The 17330-nt window shown below is 46.2% G+C and carries 13 protein-coding genes; 9 read left to right on the top strand and 4 right to left on the bottom strand.

Features of this window, described 5'->3' with window-relative positions:
* Nucleotides 1–21: 21 nt before the first annotated feature.
* Nucleotides 22–447, bottom strand: coding sequence for a single-stranded DNA-binding protein (locus PSE7367_RS14005; protein WP_015166013.1), 426 nt, complete (start codon nt 445–447; stop codon nt 22–24).
* 961 nt (nt 448–1408) lie between these two features.
* On the opposite strand from PSE7367_RS14005, the gene PSE7367_RS20565 reads away from it, so the two are divergent.
* A complete protein-coding gene (locus PSE7367_RS20565) occupies nt 1409–1954 on the top strand; it encodes a hypothetical protein (protein ID WP_015166012.1) in 546 nt (181 codons plus the stop codon).
* A 662-nt stretch (nt 1955–2616) separates the two neighbouring features.
* On the opposite strand, the gene PSE7367_RS13995 is transcribed toward PSE7367_RS20565, so the two are convergent.
* Nucleotides 2617–3822 carry a phosphoglycerate kinase gene (locus tag PSE7367_RS13995; protein ID WP_015166011.1) on the bottom strand — a complete coding sequence of 402 codons (1206 nt, stop codon included), beginning with the start codon at nt 3820–3822 and terminating at the stop codon, nt 2617–2619.
* 79 nt (nt 3823–3901) lie between these two features.
* Between PSE7367_RS13995 and PSE7367_RS13990 the strand changes: the two genes are divergently transcribed.
* The 7 genes from PSE7367_RS13990 to PSE7367_RS13955 all read left to right on the top strand — a co-directional run bounded on the left by PSE7367_RS13990 (nt 3902) and on the right by PSE7367_RS13955 (nt 12105).
* Nucleotides 3902–4288 (top strand): universal stress protein, encoded by a 387-nt coding sequence (locus PSE7367_RS13990; protein ID WP_015166010.1) that lies wholly within the window; start codon nt 3902–3904, stop codon nt 4286–4288.
* Nucleotides 4289–4330: 42 nt separating this feature from the next.
* Nucleotides 4331–5503: a glutamine-hydrolyzing carbamoyl-phosphate synthase small subunit gene (gene carA, locus PSE7367_RS13985; protein ID WP_015166009.1), complete on the top strand. Its 1173-nt coding sequence runs from the start codon at nt 4331–4333 to the stop codon at nt 5501–5503.
* 136 nt (nt 5504–5639) lie between these two features.
* A complete protein-coding gene (locus PSE7367_RS13980) occupies nt 5640–6719 on the top strand; it encodes a glycosyltransferase family 2 protein (RefSeq protein WP_015166008.1) in 1080 nt (359 codons plus the stop codon).
* 134 nt (nt 6720–6853) lie between these two features.
* The gene (locus tag PSE7367_RS13975) at nt 6854–8023 is read left to right on the top strand and encodes a glycosyltransferase family 4 protein (protein WP_015166007.1); all 1170 of its coding nucleotides are present in this window, start codon (nt 6854–6856) and stop codon (nt 8021–8023) included.
* 543 nt (nt 8024–8566) lie between these two features.
* Complete coding sequence (locus PSE7367_RS20560) at nt 8567–9760, top strand: sensor histidine kinase (RefSeq protein ID WP_015166006.1); 1194 nt, start codon at nt 8567–8569, stop codon at nt 9758–9760.
* Between the two features lie 94 nt (nt 9761–9854).
* Nucleotides 9855–10532 carry a response regulator transcription factor gene (locus PSE7367_RS13960; RefSeq protein ID WP_015166005.1) on the top strand — a complete coding sequence of 226 codons (678 nt, stop codon included), beginning with the start codon at nt 9855–9857 and terminating at the stop codon, nt 10530–10532.
* A 97-nt stretch (nt 10533–10629) separates the two neighbouring features.
* Nucleotides 10630–12105 (top strand): ATP-binding protein, encoded by a 1476-nt coding sequence (locus PSE7367_RS13955; protein WP_015166004.1) that lies wholly within the window; start codon nt 10630–10632, stop codon nt 12103–12105.
* A gap of 20 nt (nt 12106–12125) precedes the next feature.
* Here the strand turns inward: PSE7367_RS13955 and PSE7367_RS13950 are convergent, their stop codons facing one another.
* Nucleotides 12126–13166, bottom strand: coding sequence for a diguanylate cyclase domain-containing protein (locus PSE7367_RS13950; RefSeq protein ID WP_015166003.1), 1041 nt, complete (start codon nt 13164–13166; stop codon nt 12126–12128).
* Nucleotides 13167–13674: 508 nt separating this feature from the next.
* On the bottom strand, nt 13675–15588 hold the full coding sequence (locus tag PSE7367_RS20555; protein ID WP_015166002.1) for a serine/threonine-protein kinase: 1914 nt from the start codon (nt 15586–15588) through the stop codon (nt 13675–13677).
* A 478-nt stretch (nt 15589–16066) separates the two neighbouring features.
* Between PSE7367_RS20555 and fbp the strand changes: the two genes are divergently transcribed.
* Nucleotides 16067–17098, top strand: coding sequence for a class 1 fructose-bisphosphatase (fbp, locus tag PSE7367_RS13940; protein ID WP_015166001.1), 1032 nt, complete (start codon nt 16067–16069; stop codon nt 17096–17098).
* Nucleotides 17099–17330: the final 232 nt, after the last annotated feature.

The following is a 17330-nucleotide window of genomic DNA, read 5'->3' as shown; positions in this document are numbered from 1 at the left end:
CCAGCAGTAACTTACAGTCGTCTAGAACGGAATATCGTCGTACTCAGGATTATTGGCAACAGGTGGAGCCGCCGTAGGCACCTGAGCAGGGGCAGCACTGCCATAGTCATCATGGCTAGCATTATAACCATCGCCATCACTGCTACCACCAACCGCATAAATCCGTGAGGCGGTCATTTCGGCGCGTTTTTCCTTATAGGCACCCCGATCGATCGAGTTCATGCCCAAGCGACCCTCCAACACCAATTGATCGCCTTTGTGATATTTTTCCATGATCTCAGTGGCCAGATTATTCCAGCCCGTCACCTTCAATCGAATCGGTTGATCTTCGGGGCGATTGCCACCGGGAAATTGCACCAGAAAAGTAGCCAACGAGTTTTGATTGTCGGGGGTGTAGCGCAGTTCTGGTTCTGTCACCACATTTGCCATCAAAATGAAGCTATTCATATCACCTTATAAAATTATAAAATAAATATTGCATGAAATATTTTTGCCGATTGTAAATCCAAGCGTAAATGGTAGTGCTGAACAAGTAAGGATTTAGGCGATAGTTGAATATCTATAACCCAAACAAGCTAAGCTCCGAATTGCAAATCGATTGCTAATTATCCTTACTACTGCATGACTACTGCATGACTACCGCGTAAATTTACTCAGTCCATAAGTCTAATCAATCTCCTAACCGATCGCCCGATTACTTGATGATTACCAACCGCTTACTTACCACATGACTAGCTATCAGTTATCAGTAGCTCATGCGGGCACTAGAGACTTCTTATCTTGCCAAAAAACGATCGACCTAAAACCAGATTGCCCAGCTTGATGAGAATTATGATCAATTGAAGGCAACCTGTTACATATATACCTGAATATAAATATATATCTGAATATATGTTCTTACTGGCGATAGATTCACCAATCAAGCTCGCCAAATGCGGATCGCAAACTATCAAAGCAATATATAGTCTGGCATATTTATGCACAAATTTCTATGCACTTTTAGGTAAAGTAATTTAACGCAGAAGAGATCGCCAGATCGATCAATCGTCCCAATTGATTAAATAGCCTTAAATAGCGGCGATCGGGCCAAGATTTAAATCCAAAATGCCATTTGCTTTACGATTATGCAGTTGCACTAATGCCGGAAATGTGGATAATATAGGCGACCTGTATTTATGGCATACCAGGTAAGTGGAACCGCAGCGATCGCAATCTAGATAAAAAGCTCAACTAAAAAGCTGGATTGGGCTGGTGGCTGCAAGCTGTCGATCGATGGATAAATCAAATTTTAAGCGCATAAAATCAAATAAATAATCAAATAGATAAGACCACCAAAGATTAGCTAGAGATCAATCAAAATATCAAGATATTTAAGTAAGTTAGCGGCTTTAATTCCGGGACACCGCTTATGGCTAGTGCTTTTTTAATGAGTTTGTTATTTCTGGACGTAGGCATCCAAGTAGTAATTTTTGACAGAATGTTTAAAACCCATCAACGCAGTAAGCAAAAAAAAGTCAGAGAGGAAGAGGAAAACTTGACCCGCTATGAATCCTACGACACGAAGGAGCAGAAGGGCTGGGAGTTCAAGATTTTGCGTACTACTGGTGGTGGGTTCCGCAGACGCAAGACCTTGAAGCGGGTATGTGAAGAAGAAGCAAGATGTGGTTGGATTTTGCTAGAAAAACTCGACGACGATCGCCTCCGGTTTCGTAGACCCCTTGCGGCCAGAGAACGCGATCATATGGCCAAGATCGATCCCTACCGCTCTCACTACGGTGTACCGATCGATCTTGAGTATTTGGTAATGCTGGTGTTGGTTTTGGGGATTATGGCGGCAGCAACCTACGCTGGCTATAAGGCTATGTCGAAGGTGTTTGATAATATCGATGTGCAACCACTGCCTACTAAGCCAGAAATCCTGAACCCGAATAGTCCGCAACCACCTACACCCTAATCAAGTCCGGAATCACATCTAGGTTAAGTAGTAATTCACCACAAAGAATTTGATGCTTAATTTGCGATTGTGATAACTCTTTTGCAAGAGTGCGACCAATCATAATTAACGTGGTCGAGTAGTAGCTCTTTGGATCTCCTGATTTTAGCGATCGGGGATTACTTGCGGGTCGATTTATTCTCAATTATTTTTTACTGAGCTGGTGTTAATTACTGTCAATCAGGCTCGATTCTTTGCATACAATCACTAATCTAAATTAACCAAGCTGGTCTGATACCGTTTTAGTTTTTAGATGAAATATATTTTTAATCGGCGATCTATATAAGCAAGGCTTATGACTCGGCATTTGGATCACCTATTTCCTAATTTGGTCTGAGGCGATCGCAGTTTAAACAAAAAACCCCTCAACTTTTTAATCAAGGGGAAACATGTTTATAAATCTCAGATGGCTAAGCGATCGATCTAGATTCAGAATCAAACCTTTCAAGCATTCAAAGCAAATCTGGTTAAAAGTCCTTAATCAAAACATATATAACCATTGTTCTGACTGCATTACTGACATGAATGCCCTAGGAGATTTGATTTAAAACTGGCTGCTGATGCTGACCTAGATCAATAAACTAGATCAATAAACTAGATCAATAAAATTGATAGAAACAAAACTAAGCATCATCCAAAGCAGCGATCCCAGGTAGGGTCTTGCCTTCCAGCAGTTCCAAGCTAGCGCCACCACCAGTGGAAATATGGCTCATTTTTTCGGCCACGCCCACCTTCTCGACCGCGGCAACCGAATCACCACCACCAATGATTGTGATCGCACCCTTGCCAGTTAGTTCTGCCAGGGAATGGGCGATCGCCTCGGTGCCCACCGCAAACTTATCAAATTCAAATACACCCATCGGGCCATTCCAGATCACAGTCATGCAGTCCGCCAAGGCCGCCTGGAAAGTCTTGACGGAATCAGGACCAATGTCCAAGCCCATCCAACCATCGGGGATGCTTTCAATACTAACGGTTTGGGAGTTGGCATCGGGGCTGAAGTTGTCGGCTACCACCACATCGGTAGGCAAAAGCAAATCCACACCGCGCTCTTTGGCCTTTGCTTCCAAGCTCTTAGCCAGATCCAGTTTGTCTTCTTCCACCAAAGACTTACCCACAGCCAAACCTCTGGCCTTATAGAAGGTGAAGATCATACCACCACCGATGATCAACTTGTCTACCTTATCGAGTAGGGTTTCAATCACACCAATTTTGCTGGATACCTTAGAGCCACCAATGATCGCTGCCAGGGGACGTTTTGGCGCTTCGATCGCCCCGCTCAGGTATTGCAATTCCTTGTCGAGCAAAAAGCCAGCCACCGCTGGGGATAGAAATTCCGCCACACCGGCAGTGGAAGCATGGGCGCGGTGGGCAGTCCCAAAGGCATCATTCACATACATATCCGCCAGGGATGCCAGTTTTTTCGAAAATTCTTTGTCGTTGCCTTCCTCTTCCGCATAGAAGCGCATATTTTCCAACAGCGCTACATCACCATTGCCCAGAGCGTTCACCTTGGTAGTTACCTGATCGCCAATACTATCGTCACACTTGACCACCGACTTACCCAATAACTCAGCCAATCTTTGCGATACAGCATTCAGGCGCATCCCTTCGTTCACCTTCCCCTTGGGACGGCCAAAATGACTTGCTAAGATCACTTTAGCACCAGCATCAGCTAAGTGTTTGATTGTGGGGAGCGCAGCCCGAATCCTGGTATCGTCAGTAATTTTGCCTGTATCATCCTGAGGTACATTAAAATCAACCCTAACCAGGACTTTTTTGCCAGATAGGCTGCTAGAGTTTAAGTTTGCTAAAGTTTGCTTAGCCACTGCGATAAATCCTCCAATATATAAATAATCAAGACTAAAAAATGTTTATCTAGTCGTTTTTAATCTTACCGAAGCACAGATGTTTAATACGATCTTGTTCCCAACAGACCAAACCCGCGAATCGCGTCATGCTTTTGACCTAGTTGTTGATGTTGTTAAAAAATATCAAGCCAAATTAATCGTACTATCTGTCGTTACCCCTGAGGAAGCAGAAAGTAAATTACCTGCCGCTGAGCAATTCCTGACCAAAATCCAGCAGAGTTTACAGGAGCTAGGAATTACAGCTCAGACCAAGATTGAGCAAGGGATTCCGGCCTTTGCGATCTGTGATGTGGCCGACGATCTCAATGCTAACTTAATTGTGATGGGTTCTAAGGGTGAATCCTTGCTTGATGACGAGCAACAAGACAGCGTGAGCCAAAAAGTGTTAAATCTATCACCCTGTCCGGTGCTGGTTGTGCCATGATATGGGGTGGAAATCTGGAAATCAGCATTAAAAACTGAACATATGGTAAAGCAAGCAGCAATTTTGGTTCTGGCGGACGGTAGCTGCTATCGGGGATTTGCGTTTGGCGCAACCGGTACGGCGATCGGCGAGGTGGTTTTTAATACGGGCATGACTGGCTATCAGGAGGTTTTAACCGACCCTAGCTATAGCGGTCAAATTATTACCTTTACCTATCCCGAACTGGGTAATACGGGGGTGACCCCTGAAGATGAAGAGTCGGACAAGCCCAAGGCCAAAGGGGCGATCGCCCGCAACATTACCTATGTGCCCAGCAATTGGCGATCGCAGCAGTCTTTGCCCGATTATCTCAAAACCCATAACATTGTTGGGATTGCCGGGATCGATACCCGTGCCCTGACCCGTAAATTGCGCTCAATGGGGGCAATGAATGGGGGCATTTCCACGGAAATTCTCGATCCAGAAGAATTATTAGCCAAAGTCAAATCAGCGCCATCGATGCAGGGTTTGAATCTAGCGCAAGGTGCTAGCACCACCCAGATTTATGAATGGCAAGAACCCACGATCGCCGGGTGGGAATATGCTGAGGATGATGCTAAACAGCCCAGTGATGGTGAGCAACTAACCGTGGTGGCGATCGATTTCGGCGTAAAACGTAATATCCTGCGGCGATTGGTTAGCTATGGCTGCCGCGTGATTGTGGTTCCGGCCGATACCCCAACGGAGAAAATTTTAGAATATAATCCCGATGGCATTTTCCTTTCCAATGGCCCTGGCGATCCCGCCGCAGTAACTGAGGGTGTAAAAACTGCCCAGGCTCTGCTGAAAGCCAATAAGCCTATGTTTGGCATTTGCCTCGGCCATCAAATTCTGGGGCTATCAATGGGTGGTGAAACCTTTAAGCTCAAGTTTGGTCATCGTGGTCTAAATCAACCGGCTCAGAATCAAGCCGAAAATTCCGATCGACGGGTGGAAATCACCAGCCAGAATCATGGTTTTGCCCTCGATAGTATTTCACTGGATGGTTCAGCGGCGCAGGTGACCCATTGGAACCTGAATGACAAAACAGTGGCCGGCTTGGAGCATAAGGAGCTACCGATCTTCTCGGTGCAATATCACCCCGAAGCCAGCCCTGGCCCCCATGACGCAGACTATTTGTTTGAAAAGTTTGTGGCGGCAATGCGATCCCATAAAAAATCAGCGGTTTCCAGTTAAGCATCGGTTCGCAGCGCAATATAACTGGATCGGCGATCGAATTGCTAATGCTAATTTAGGTTTATTAGTCGCTAGGATCAAGGGTGTAACTTGTAATTAGGATGAGTAAAAACACCTGTACAGCTTAAATGCTCTAATGCCTGAAATGTCTGCAATGCCTGATCCAGAAAAGTCCGCGATCGCTCCTAATCAAAGTTCGCCCAATCCATCCGTATTTCTAGTGATCCCTGCCCACAATCGCCGCGAGATCACGCTGAGTTGTTTAAATCAATTACAACAAAATGGGGATTTAACCCAATATCAAGCGATCGTAGTGGATGATGGCTCCAGCGATGGCACTGGTGGCGCGATCGCCCAACAATTCCCCGATGTAATAGTTTTAGCTGGGGATGGCAACCTCTGGTGGACAGGAGCAATCGCCAAGGGGATGGCATCTGCGGCAGACCAGGGAGCTGATTATTTTTTCTGGCTCAACGACGATTGTTTGCCAGAGGCAGGCGCGATCGCCAAAATGGTGCAGTTCATGCAAGCTCAGCCTAATTCTTTGGTCAGTGCTGCTTGCTATTTAAGTGAACTAGAAGACTTTAAAGATTCAACCACATCTGCGACTAACCCAGAGCAAGGCGATCGCAATGTTCCTGCAAACCACAACCTGATCCCAACCGGAGCCCAGGGACGCAAGCAAGTAACCGCGTTGCCTGGCGAAGTGGTGCAGGTTAGTGAAATGAGTGGCCATTGCGTGGGGATTCCGGCGGCAGTGGTAGCGAAAATTGGCTTCCCCGATGGCGATCGCTGCCCTCAATATTTTGGCGATAATACTTATATCCTGAAAGCGGTGAAAAGTGGATTTTCTGCCTATATTCTTGGCGATGCTCAGGCAAAGCATTTGGGATTGGTCAAGTCCACGATCGCTGATTTTGTAAACTCATTTCGCGCTCAGGGCAAGCTTACGGCTCAGCCTGATTTTTGGCCAGCGATGAAGTTATTGTTTGGCGATCGCAAGTCGATTTTTTATCTTCCGGCTCAGTTTAATTACTGCCAGGATAAGTACGGCGCGATCGTAGGACTAGCGATCTTTGGTTTTAAATTAATTGGCTGGCTATGGCAATTGGTGCAAGTTGAACTTCGGGGATTGAGCATATCTAGCCAACTTGAGCGTGAACAGGTCTTAAATGCTAGAGAGATTGAAAAGCCTGGTAATGTTACTAGTGAGTAATCAGAATTGATGTATAAAATCGATTGCTTTTTTATCCTCAGTCATCACCAGAACAAGCCGACAATTAAGGTTTGCCAGCAATAAATAATTGATGGTCGATTGCTTTAAACTTTTTCTTCAACCTATAGCTAAACATGCGGATCGGTATTAGCGGACTATTCTTAAAACCAACCAAAGTAGGCGGTGCTGAATTTGTGTTGTTTGGCCTGGCGGTGGGTTTAGCCCAGATCGAAGACGTAGAGGTGTTCTTGTTTCTGCCCGCTCCAGTGGCCAACTGGCTCAGTGATACCTGTGATGAGATCCCAGATTTAAAGCCGATCGCCCAGAAGGTTAAAACTATCCCGATTAAGCTGCGGGGCAATCGCTTTGTTAGCGAGATTATTGACCTGCCAAAGTATGTCAAAGAATTACAACTGGAAGGGTTACTCTTCCCCAACTACTTCACGCCCCTACCCCGGTTCTACAAAATTCCTACCGTTACCACGATTCACGATCTTAACTATTGGCATTTCCCGGAGCTATTTGATTGGAAAAAGCGATTGTGGCAAAACCTGACCCATCGCCTCACCCTCAGATTTACCAGCTACACGGTCACCGATACTGAGCATGTGCGTAATGATGTAGCGCAGGTTTATGGTTTGGCTAATGCTCCGACTCGCTTGGCAAAATTAAAAGCAATCAATATTCCGATTCTGTGGGAGCGATTTACGATCGCCACTGCGCCAAACCCCATCCCCGATCGCCCGTTTTTGCTTTCAGTTGCCAATCACTATAAACATAAAAATCTCGCCACATTGCTGCAAGCATTTGCCAAGTTGCCGCGATCGCTGGATCAATATGCTCTGGTGCTGGTGGGACAGTTGCCAGATTCGCTGGTGGGGATGCGGCGCGATCGTTGTGATGATATTCCAGCGCTGGTAAATGAATTGGGCTTAGGCGATCGGGTCTATGTAACTGGCTACATCAGCAATACCGAGCTGGCCTGGTACTACCGCCACGCGGATCTATTTGTGTTTCCTTCTGTGTTCGAGGGCTTTGGCCTGCCCCCCGTGGAAGCGATCGGCCTGGGCTTGCCCACCCTAACCACGCGCTGCACCACCTTGCCAGAGGTGACCCTGGAACTGGCTGAATATATCCAGGATGCCTATAATGCCGAGGAATGGCGCGATCGAATAGTGCAAATTTTAGCTGACCGCGATCGATTCATCCCTTCTGCTCAAGTTCAACAAAAGTTTAAAACCACCTACGATCCCGTTGCCTTGTGTCGCAGGTATTTGAGCTTGATTGCTGGTAAAGGCACATGATTTGATCGCCGCTCCTTCTAAATACCATTAATTTAGATGATTAGAACAAGCTTAACTAATGCGCCTAACTCAAATCAGGCTCAAATTCATTAAATTCAGCTAAGAATTAAATTAGGCGATCCTCAAGCCAATATCACTAAACTTAAGCTTCTGGCTTAAATGGCAATCATTCCCGCCACCATGATTACCGCCATAATGTTGAACGAGATTTGTTGATGGGTAACCACCGCATTCAACTACTAATATTACTAATACGCGATCGACTGGCAAATAGATTTTGGGATTGATCAGGGCAATCAATTCAATCGATTAAGTCTAATACCAAATAACCATATTTATTTAAGTAGCCATGCTTGTGATCCCTAACTTAGACAAGCCATTGTAAGTTCAGCTAAATCACTGCTTCCCATATCCTAAGCCAGAGCAATTAGTGAGTTATGCCGCAGTAACAAAATTAAGCACCGAAACCAAGATGCCACAGCGATCGCTAGTTTCAACTATTCCCCTATTCCCCTATCCGACACCACCCCAGGTGTAAATCATATGACGAATATGGGCAAGCCGGAGCCATCATGCCAGCACAATTTGACTCCTTGGTTAAATACACCTAAAAAAGATCCTGGCTTTGGCGATCAAAATAGCGAATTGAGCGATCGGGACGAGTCTGGGGATGATTCATGGATAGCGATCGATCGCGCTAAATTGAGCCACCTGCAATTTATTAATAACCTGTCCCACGAGTTCCGCACCTCGCTCAGTATTATCTATGGCTATTTGCAGGGGGTGCTAAATCGGGAGCAAAACCTTACTGAAACGCAGAGGAAGGCACTTGGCATTAGCTTGCTTGAAACTGAACGAATTATCGATACGCTCCAGCAGTTTTTACAGCTTAAACGATTGCAAGCAGGTCGATCGGAACTATCAATTGAACCAGTTTCAGTTGCTCAGCTATTGACAGAAACGGCAGCGATCGCCACAGGCAAATGGCAAAACTCGATAAATTCGATCCAGATATTGCCGCATCAAACCATTACTGGGCAGTGGGGACAGGAAATAAATCAAAATACGATCGCTGATGTTAATCAGGTTTACGTTGAGAGCGATCGCCAATCGAATTCCTCAGTAAATTATCAACTGAATTCTCAAGCAAACACCCCGATCAAAGGCTATGCAAATATTCAGACAAATATTCAGACAGATATGCAGCCAGGCAGCGATTCTAAGGAGCTGCAAAATCTCCAAAATCTCCAAAATCATCAGGCGCGGCCAGATCTAAGTCAAGAAAGCAATGCCAATGTGATGCTCCAAGCTCACCCCAGCTACTTAAGTCAGGCTTTATTATTGCTAATCGAAAATGCGGTGCGTTATTCTGCACCAAAACAACCAATAACTTTACGATCGCTACAATTGATTGAAGCCGATCCCCCAGTTAATGCGAATAATAAAAGTAATGCGAGTAATCCTGGCTATGCTGAGCATATCGACCATCCCGCTAATTTATCTCCAGCCGTAATAATTCAAGTTTGCGATCGTGGTTGTGGCATTCCCAATCGTGAACAAACCAAAATATTCGAGCCCCTCTATCGGGTGGAGCGATCGCGCAGTCGGGATACGGGTGGGATTGGCATGGGTTTAGCGATGGTCAAAGCGCTAGTTGAGGCAATGGCCGGTAAAGTTTTTGTGCATTCGGAGCCAGAACAGGGCAGCATTTTTTCGATTGTGCTGCGATCGGCTTAAGTTGTTATGCCAAAGGAGCTAATAGATCTAAGCTTATATTCAGACCAGGAAACCACAAGGCCATAATGATGTTTGATCAGCAAGGATTCAAGGTATGACATCGCAAATTTTGATTATCGAAGACGAAGAAAAGCTAGCCCAGTTTGTGCAAATGGAGCTGGAGTATGAAGGCTATAAGGTCACGGTAGCAAATGATGGCATGAATGGCTTGATGCAGGCACGGAATGCTAACCATGATTTGATCATTATGGATTGGATGATGCCAGGGATTTCTGGCCTAGAAATGTGTCGCCGCCTCCGCCAAACTGGCAATAAGGTGCCGATTATTATGGTGACAGCACGGGACGAGATTAAAGATCGCGTGGCTGGTCTGGATGCGGGCGCGGATGATTATGTGGTCAAGCCGTTCAGCATTGAAGAATTATTGGCACGTGTACGGGTGAATTTACGCCGAACCAAAGGAGAAAACAGCGATCGCCTGGAGTTTGATGATCTCAAGCTCGATCGCCGCACCAGGGAAGTATTTCGGGGCGATCGTAAAATTGAGCTTACTGCCAAGGAATTTGACCTGCTGGAATATTTGCTCGATCATCCCCAACAGGTGCTAACCCGCGATCGGATTCTGGAAAACGTCTGGGGCTATGACTTTATGGGCGATTCCAACATCATTGAAGTCTATATTCGCTATTTGCGCCTGAAGCTGGAAGCCAACCAAGAACCCCGCATGATCCAAACTGTGCGCGGGGTGGGCTATGCGCTGCGCTATTCTTAAGCTAGATTGAAGCTAGATTAATGCTCAAAAACGCTAATCAATGCCCCAAAGCGTTCATTAATACCTAGATACGATCGCCCTGCTGTCAAATAGTTAGATGAAAGAATTAATTGCCGATTTTGTCTATGCCTTGCAACGCCAATCTCAATCGTTGCTGCTTTACCAAAATGTCTTGAATCAAGCCCCCGGCCAAGCATATTTAAAATTGCTAGAAGTTCTGGCGCAAGTTCTGGCGATCGACCCTACTGCCACCAATCCACCAGCTTTGCCAAAGGCCGTAAATATTCAAGCCAGCGCTAAGTTAAATACTCCAATAAACCCCCAACCAGATAGCCTACCGCCCCAAGATCGCCATTATCGCAACCTGGTTTTAGATTGTTTGCATGCCTACGGCAATTGGTTTCGTGCTTTGGCGGAAGTAGAGCAAAGTTGGCCTGATTATCTGCTAAGTCAAATTCTGAGCGATCCTAACCCCTTCAGTCAAGCAGCGCAACGGCAGGATTATGATCATTTAGCACCTGATTTGCTCACTGCGGCCAAGCATGACTTAAATGCCCTGCGCAGCATATTTTGCAGTGATGGCGATCGGCTCAACGAATGGGTACGGTTGGCTACAAATCTGGATCAATTGCCTTCGCTACGTGAAGGTTTTGCTAGCAATAGTTTCAGCGATCGCTACACCAAGCAAGCCCAAACCGCTGGATCGCAGGCACGGGAGCAGATCAGTGCTAAATTTACGCAAACTGACGATTGGGATAGCCTCATACAACCACTGGCTGATTATTATCGTCAATTTGGCACTGGCAAATTCGCCAACTATCTCGCCTTTCGTTGGCAGCAGGGCAACTTAGTGGGGATTCCCCATCCCGATCCGGTTCAGGCCACCAGCTTAGTGGGGTATGAATATCAAAAAGAGTTACTAATCCAAAATACTGAGGCTTTCTTAGCAGGCTATCCGGCTTTGAATGCATTGCTCTATGGCAGTCGTGGCACTGGTAAGTCTTCACTGGTTAAATCGCTGTTGAATTTATATGGCGATCGCGGTTTGCGACTAATTGACCTGTCCCAAAGTGATCTAGAGGCGCTACCACTGATTACAGCGCAACTATGGCATCTGCCGCAAAAGTTTATTATTTTTGTGGATGACCTTTCCTTTGAAGCCGATGAAAGTAACTACAAAGCACTAAAAGCGATCCTAGAGGGCAGCGTAGTAGCCAGACCGCCCAATGCGATCGTTTATGCCACCTCCAATCGCCGCCATTTGATTCGTGAGTTCTTTAACGATCGACCGCGCCCCAGTGATGCGGATGAGATCCATGCCTGGGATACGGTACAGGAAAAAATCTCCCTCAGCGATCGGTTTGGTCTTACCCTCACCTTCACGGCTGCGAACCAGGATACCTATCTAGAAATTGTGCATCACCTGGCCAAGATTGCTCAGATTCGCCTGCCCAAAGAAGATCTAGAATTCCGCGCCTTGCAATGGGCCACCAATCACAGTGGTCGATCGGGACGCACAGCGAAACAGTTTATTGATTTTCTCGATGCCCAGTTGCGTCGCCATCAAAGTTAGCTGAGTAACGCTAGTAAAGCTCAGGCCGTATAAATAGGGGTTTGCGCCGAAATATCCGCGATCCGCATACAGTTTTTGCCATCCTGCTTGGCTTTTGCTAATAACTGATGCCCCTGCTCGATCAGTTGCGGGAAATCGAGATCGGCTGACAGTTGACAGACCACGCTGCCAATATTCAGATTCATGGGTAGCAACAGCCCCCCGTCCACAGCAATAGGATGGGTAGACACAGCCGCCAATAAACGTTGACCTAGATCATTAATACAGTTGGGATCGATGTTTGTGGTAATACAAATCAACTCATTACCACTTTCACAACCATAGTGACAGAGGATACTATCGGCTTCCACTTTATTTCTAATTCTGCCGGCGATCGCCCCCATTACTTCAGCCGCAATGCGATTGCCATATTTATCGCGGACTTGCTCATATTGACTCACACCTAAGAGCATTAAATTTAAATAGGTGCGATCGAAGTTTTGCTGCTCCAGTTCTGCTAAAAACCTGGGCAAACCCAACTGCATTGATTGCTGAGTGAGCAAACCAGTAGCCCGATCGGTTAGCTCCAACGCCTTAAATAACTTTTCTTGGATTGCTAATTTCTGCTTTGTCCAGCCCAGTAATTTAGCGGTTACGCTGGCACGGCAACCAGAGCGCACCCGCAGGCTAAGTTCAATCTCATCGATCGGTGTATATACAAATTCATCAATCCCAACCTCAATCCCCATTGCCCGTTGTTCCTTTTGGCGATCGGCAATCACGGCCACAAAATAAACTCGTGATAGGCTCTGGTTAATCAATCCCGCCTTAATCCTCTGACAGAGAGCCAAACCGGACATGTCTGGAATTTCCCAATCGCAAATCACCAAATCTGGACAATTGCGATTAATCATCTGCCATGCCTGTTCACCAAGATTGGCGATCTCAAAGGCAAATTGATACTTAATCAGGATGGAGCAGATTTGTTTAACCAGCTCATTATTAGTGCTGACTACCAATACCCTGGGCTGGTTATTATGACTAAATTGGTAGGTATCAGATTTTAGATGATATAAACTCACAAGCTACTTATAGGTTGCCAACGTCTCAAGTTCAAATCAAGTTTTAGTTTCTATTTTTACGCAATTAGAACTTGGGAAATAGTTCCCTAATTGCCAGAAATTTGCTAATTAATTACTATTAATTACTAAACATTCCCAAAGTATCTTTTAGTGGTCAGGTATTAAAGTATAAATTGATTAATTTTGTGATTACCTGTGACCCAATTTAAAGTTTGAGTAAAATTTAGGAGTAGCGGTTATAGACTAGTTTCGGTACTAACTCTAGCTAAGTGACAATCACCCCCCCCTTAGCAGAGAGTTACGATTGCTGGAATTAATCAAGCTTAGTTAAGACTAATATCGATCTAACTAACCTAATTCTTTAATTCTTTAATATGTGTTGGTTAAAAGAACTGGCTTGGAGCTGATGGCATTAATATGGCTTAATTGCAGCATCTTAGCATGATCTGAAATTAGCTTGATGTTAATGTTAGTGTCAGCGCTTGGCGATATTTAACCTGGCTGAATCCTACTCTAATTGCAACGAGAACTCATAGATATAGTCTGGTTCGACAGAACTAAACTCCAGCGTATAAATGCCAGAAGCAGACAATCGAAACGCAGCACGATCGCCATTGCGATTAGCACTAGCCACTAGCTGCCCATTGGGGTCTTTGAGGATAGGTAAGCTGCCCTGGAGTTGCTGAAGAACTAAGACCTGCCCAGCATTAGCCCTGACAATATAAGCATGGCTGCCAGGAACCTCAAAACTACTGGATATGGTGGTTGAGCTTTGGTTGGGGGCAAAACTGATCGCTTCCACCTGCCGATCGCAATTACTGGTGGTTGCCGATCGATCGATCCAGCCATTGACCGGACTGTTGATCTCCAGCCAATCGCCTTGACTGGATACCACGCCAGCAGTTGAGCCATTTGGCAGACTGGCTGTAACCTGAGCATCAATGCTGGGGCGCATGTGAACATCCAGGGGCGACTGCGGCGCAATAATCTTCACCTCTCTGCTGGTGTCATCCTGACAGGACTGATCGATCTGGCTGCGTTTCTCTAGCTCTGCGGCTAACTCACGATCGATCGGCTGATTAGGGGCGTTCGGCTGCTCAACTGTAGGCACGGTTGTAGGCTGGTTGGGATTTTGGCCTGGCGCTGTTGGCGCGGGATTATTAATCGCAGGTACTGGCTTGCGAGCCGTGAGGCGTGAATTTAAGGCTAATACTCCCAAAACCACTAACAAGCTGGCAATGCCACTGGCAACGATCGCAGTCAGGAGAGTGATCTGGCGATCGGCAGGTTCATTACCCTGGGCACTGCTTCGAGCTGGTGAATTCCCCGATCGCTGTGATCGCTGCGATGACTGGGGCTGCTGAGTCTGCTGCAATCTGGTGGCGATCGGTTGATTGGTTTGGGTGGGATGGGCTGGAGTTGTTGTCGAACTAGATTGACCTGTATTGCTTAAATTATTTTGGCCACTATTAACACCACTAGCCTGATTAGCGGCAGCGCCAGAATGGGATTGAATATTTTGCCCACTGCCAATATTGCCCTGACCTGTACTTGCCTGACTGTTGCCACTCCCTTGCAAACCAGTTTGCCAGCGCGGTTGCAAATCATTCAGCATCTCTCTGGCATTGGCATAGCGATCGCGGCTATAAACCTGGGTAGCCCGATCCAGGATTGCAATTAGCTCAGTGCTCAGATGGCTGGCATATTCTTGCCATCGCACCCGGCCTGTTTCCAAATCAATCGGCAGTTCACGGGGAATCTTGCCGGTGATGGCATAAATAATTGTCATCCCCAGGCTATAAATATCACTGGCAAAGACTGGCCGCCCCGCCGCCTGTTCGGTGGGCATAAATCCTGGCGTACCAATTACGATCGAAGTGGTGGTTTGCCCCTGAGCATTTGGTACATTCACCACCGTGCCCAGGGTTTCTTTAACCGAGCCAAAATCAATTAGCACTGGCAGGCGATCGCCCTGTCGCATAATTATATTATCGGGCTTGATGTCGCGGTGGATCATGCCCTGACCATGGACAAAATCCAGCACCAGCAAAACTTCAACTAAAACCTGTCTGGCGATCGCTTCGTCGAACAAACCTTCTTCATAGACTTTCGCGGCCAGGGTTTGACCATCGATCCATTCCTGCACCAGATAGAACAAGCCATTTTCATTAAACTTGGCATAGAGGCGTGGGATCTGGCGGTGTTCGTCGCCTAATTTTTCTAAAACGGCGGCTTCCCGTTGAAATCGCTCCTTGACCAGATGATAAACCAGGGGATTATTGGCGATCGGCTTGAGTTGCTTAATTACACAACGTCGCAGCGATGGCATTTGCGTATCTTCAGCTAAAAAAGTTTCGCCAAAGCCACCACTGCCCAGCACTTCAATGATGCGATAGCGATTGTTTAGTAAATTCCCACTCATGTCTCATGTCACGATCGCAAAATCTAAGTACCTAATGCCCAACCTGAGCAATCCAAAGTCCAAACCAAGAAAATCAATTGTCTAGGAATATTGCCCCCTTAACTTGTATGCCCTCCTAGCAAGTCATGTAGCAATGTTCACGTTTCCTATCTATAACTAACATAGCAGTTTCTTAGGCAGATCCTGAATCAAGCTAAAGCTATTAAAGCTATTGTAGGTAGGGCGATCGCCCAGCAGTTAATTAATGGCAATTCGATAAAATTCAATAAAATTCGATCAAAAATGCTCGCTAACAAAGCAATCGGGTGCTCAAGCGATCGCCAGTAACGACAAGCTAGGTTTACCAAGATCGATCGCAATCCTTACTCATTCAAATGTCAACTTATGTGTAGCTCAGCCCCAGCCCCAAAGAAATAAAGGAAAAATCTAGACAAAGTAGTTACACTAGTTGGGAAGCTAAGATCTAATAAAAATTGCCATGACGACCACAGACGACACCAGGCTCCATCCCGATCAAGAAAGTGATATTGGGCGTGACCTCACCACCCTTTCGCGCCATGTCCTATCGCAAATTGGCACCCACGATCCCGATGCCTATGATATGAGTGCTTTGATGAACCGGATCGGCCTGGCGGGCAAAATGGTGTCCCGACGGCTTAGCCGCGCTGGTTTACTCGAAGATGCCCTGGGCGTTACTGGGGATGTAAATGTGCAGGGCGAAAGCGTCAAAAAAATGGATCAATATGCCAATCGCATCTTTGTACGCGCGTTTGAGCAAAGCGGCCTGGTCTGTCGCTTAGCTTCTGAAGAAATGGAGAAGCCCTACTATATCCCCGAAAACTGTCCGATCGGTCGCTATACCCTCTTGTTCGATCCGATCGATGGCTCTAGTAACATTGATGCCAACCTGGCCGTGGGCACAATCTTTTCAGTGCGCCAACAGGAGGGGATCGACACCACTGGCGATGCTGACGATCTATTGCAGCCAGGGCATAAGCAAGTTGCCGCTGGCTATATTCTCTATGGCTCTAGCACCATGTTTGTCTATACGATCGGCAAGGGGGTGCATTCCTTTACGCTCGATCCCAGTCTGGGTGAATTTATTCTGTCCCAGGAAAATGTACAAGTTCCCGAAAGCGGTAGTACCTATAGTATTAACGAGGGCAATTATTGTCATTGGGAAGAAAATATCCGTGAATATATCCGCCATTTGCACCGCCAACCGGGCTACTCCGCGCGCTATTCTGGCGCATTAGTAGCTGATTTTCACCGCATTTTATTCCAGGGTGGGGTCTTTCTCTATCCCGGCATGACCACTCAACCCGAAGGTAAACTCCGGTTGCTCTATGAGTCTGCACCGCTGGCATTTTTGATCACTCAGGCTGGTGGATTGGCGACCACTGGCAAAGTTGACATTATGGATGTAGTGCCGCCCAAGCTCCATGCCCGTACCCCACTAATTGTGGGCAGCAGGAAGGATGTGGAATTGGCAACTTCATTCATGAAGTAGATATGAAGTAAGTAATTAGTAGTTATAAAAAGCAAGAAGGCTTTGCTCAGCTACGGGCATCGCCCCTTAAAACCACCGATAGTCATGCAGTAGTAAGGGCAATTGATAATCGGTTTTAAATTCATAGTCTAACCTCATGTGCAACTATTTATAGACTATTGATTTTGCATTGTTTGAGCTACTCAAAATCTCAACATCTAGACTATTTAGAACGAAGATCTAATGGTTTCAA

This window comes from Pseudanabaena sp. PCC 7367 (genome assembly GCF_000317065.1).
Lineage (GTDB): Bacteria > Cyanobacteriota > Cyanobacteriia > Pseudanabaenales > Pseudanabaenaceae > Thalassoporum > Thalassoporum mexicanum.
Note: the sequence above shows the minus strand (reverse complement) of the source record. Positions and strands in the feature narration are given on the sequence as shown.

Bases quoted from the DNA above. Each gene is read 5' to 3' on its own strand.
- PSE7367_RS20560 (WP_015166006.1), top strand. From the start codon at position 8,567: ATGACGAATATGGGCAAGCCGGAGCCATCATGCCAGCACAATTTGACT.
- PSE7367_RS13980 (WP_015166008.1), top strand. From the start codon at position 5,640: ATGCCTGAAATGTCTGCAATGCCTGATCCAGAAAAGTCCGCGATCGCT.
- PSE7367_RS20555 (WP_015166002.1), bottom strand. From the start codon at position 15,588: ATGAGTGGGAATTTACTAAACAATCGCTATCGCATCATTGAAGTGCTG.
- PSE7367_RS13955 (WP_015166004.1), top strand. From the start codon at position 10,630: ATGAAAGAATTAATTGCCGATTTTGTCTATGCCTTGCAACGCCAATCT.
- PSE7367_RS13990 (WP_015166010.1), top strand. From the start codon at position 3,902: ATGTTTAATACGATCTTGTTCCCAACAGACCAAACCCGCGAATCGCGT.
- carA (WP_015166009.1), top strand. From the start codon at position 4,331: ATGGTAAAGCAAGCAGCAATTTTGGTTCTGGCGGACGGTAGCTGCTAT.
- PSE7367_RS14005 (WP_015166013.1), bottom strand. From the start codon at position 447: ATGAATAGCTTCATTTTGATGGCAAATGTGGTGACAGAACCAGAACTG.
- PSE7367_RS13975 (WP_015166007.1), top strand. From the start codon at position 6,854: ATGCGGATCGGTATTAGCGGACTATTCTTAAAACCAACCAAAGTAGGC.
- PSE7367_RS13960 (WP_015166005.1), top strand. From the start codon at position 9,855: ATGACATCGCAAATTTTGATTATCGAAGACGAAGAAAAGCTAGCCCAG.
- PSE7367_RS20565 (WP_015166012.1), top strand. From the start codon at position 1,409: ATGGCTAGTGCTTTTTTAATGAGTTTGTTATTTCTGGACGTAGGCATC.
- fbp (WP_015166001.1), top strand. From the start codon at position 16,067: ATGACGACCACAGACGACACCAGGCTCCATCCCGATCAAGAAAGTGAT.